2 protein-coding genes and 1 pseudogene are annotated in these 1,876 nt (G+C 59.2%); all 3 read right to left on the bottom strand.

Features of this window, described 5'->3' with window-relative positions; genetic code table 11:
• Nucleotides 1-344: 344 nt before the first annotated feature.
• Nucleotides 345-1,178 (bottom strand): 3-methyl-2-oxobutanoate hydroxymethyltransferase, encoded by an 834-nt coding sequence (panB, locus tag V6C16_RS12240; protein WP_333536505.1) that lies wholly within the window; start codon nt 1,176-1,178, stop codon nt 345-347.
• Nucleotides 1,179-1,363: 185 nt separating this feature from the next.
• Nucleotides 1,364-1,750, bottom strand: coding sequence for an arginase family protein (locus V6C16_RS12245; protein WP_333543326.1), 387 nt, complete (start codon nt 1,748-1,750; stop codon nt 1,364-1,366).
• A 20-nt stretch (nt 1,751-1,770) separates the two neighbouring features.
• Nucleotides 1,771-1,872: pseudogene (locus tag V6C16_RS15005) on the bottom strand (hypothetical protein); the annotation flags it as partial.
• Nucleotides 1,873-1,876 lie beyond the last annotated feature (4 nt).

Raw genomic sequence — 1,876 nt, forward strand, 5'->3', positions numbered from 1 at the left:
GGACGGCTGCGTGAGCAGACGTTCGCTACGGAGGCGTAAGCGCAGTTTATCTGCGCGGTTAAACGCCGAAGTGAGCGTGCCTTAAACTTTGAGAATGTATATTCTCAAAGTTAATCTGCTCTAGAGCATTTTACCTTTGAAAAAGTGTAAATGCTCTACATCTAGACAGTGTCGTCACGAGCGCGCACAATGTGGCGTGGATTCAGCTGAAAATCACATTTTCCGGCTGAATGAAAACTTTGAAATGTGAAGTAGTTCAAAGTTAATCTGCTCTGGACTGCCGGTGAACCTGCCAATGTGGCCCCTGTACGGACGCTTGGGCTTCTGGCGGCTGCATGGCCGGATTATTTGAGTTTTTTCAGGGTTTTTTCCATACCTTCGGGCAAGGGGTAGCAGTGCTCTTCACCGGGAAAAGCCCCCACCCGCACCTCGCGGATATAGGCTTCGATGGCGTCACGCAGGGCCATGTCCACAGAGCCGAAATACTTTACAAAACGTGGCAGCGGCCGGGCATTGAGGCCCGCCATGTCCTGCCAGACCAGCACCTGACCATCGCAGTCGGCCCCTGCGCCGATGCCGATGACAGGTATGGCAAGTTCCTTGGTAATACGGGCCGCCAGCGGGGCGGGAACGCACTCAAGCACCAGGGCAAAGGCTCCGGCCTCCTGAAGGGCGCGGGCGTCGTCCAGAAGTTTTTGGGCCGCTGCCGGGGTTTTGCCCTGCATCTTGAAGCCGCCCAGGGCGTTTACGGACTGGGGCGTAAGGCCAAGATGCCCCATGACAGGAATGGAAGCCCGCACAATGGCCCTGACCTCATCGCAAAATTCCGCACCGCCCTCCAGCTTGACGGCCTGGGCGCGCCCTTCCGTCACCAGCCTTCCGGCATTGCGCACGGCCTCGTCAACCCCGGTATGATAGCTCATATAGGGCATATCGCAGATAACAAGAGCCTGCTCCGCGCCGCGCGCCACAGCGGCGCTGTGGCGTACCATATCGTCCACGGTGACACCCAGCGTGTCCTCATGCCCCAGCATGACCATGCCGAGAGAATCCCCGACCAGCAGAGCGTTAACCCCGACGGCGTCCATGACGCGGGCCGTGCTGTAGTCATAGGCGGTAAGCACCGCAAGTTTGCCCTGCCCTTTGGCGGCGCGAAAGGTGACCACAGTGTTCTTCATTTTTTGCTCCTTGTAAAAAATCATGCCTTGATGCAGAGAGCGCCGGGACTGACGTCAGCATCGGGTCTGACCCGAATACCGGGGCTGGCAAGTAACGGGGCTGGCGCAAACCCCGGATGCACCATAAACGCCACAAGACCCCGCCGGCCACGCCAACCTCCAGGCGGCAGACAAGACGCTTCCGCTCAGGCTCCGTCAGGGCCAGTATTGGCCGCCTGGGCCAGCCCCATAAGCAGATGCGTCAGCTTGGCAGCCGTAAAATTGCAGTGGTGCAGCCCCTGTATGGGCGCCAGTTCCACCACATCAAACCCCACCACCCTGCGCCCGGCCATGCAGCGTTCAAGAATGAAATGGGCCTCGCGCCAACTTATGCCCCCCGGCGAAGGGGTGCCGGTGGCAGGCATGAGCGAGGCGTCAAATGCGTCCACATCAAAGGTCACATAAATGCGCCGGGGAAAATCCTCGGGCAGGGGCTGCTCGGGCAGACCCACCCGAGCCATGAAATAGGCGTCGTAATGCGTGACGTTGTGCGTCTTGCGCACCTCGGCCTCTTCACGGCAAAAGTCGCGCAATTGGTCGCGGGTTCATACATGGCCTCGGCCACGGCCGAAGGCAGCACAAAACGCCCGCGTGTGGCGGCTCTGACCTTATAGGTGAAGGTTCGTGGCTGCGGTCCGGTGTTTACAAAGAAAATCCCC

The organism is Desulfovibrio sp. 1188_IL3213, from assembly GCF_036763145.1.
Classification (GTDB): domain Bacteria; phylum Desulfobacterota; class Desulfovibrionia; order Desulfovibrionales; family Desulfovibrionaceae; genus Desulfovibrio.

Excerpts from the sequence above, each read along its gene's own strand:
- panB (WP_333536505.1), bottom strand. The coding sequence starts at position 1,178 with ATGAAGAACACTGTGGTCACCTTTCGCGCCGCCAAAGGGCAGGGCAAA.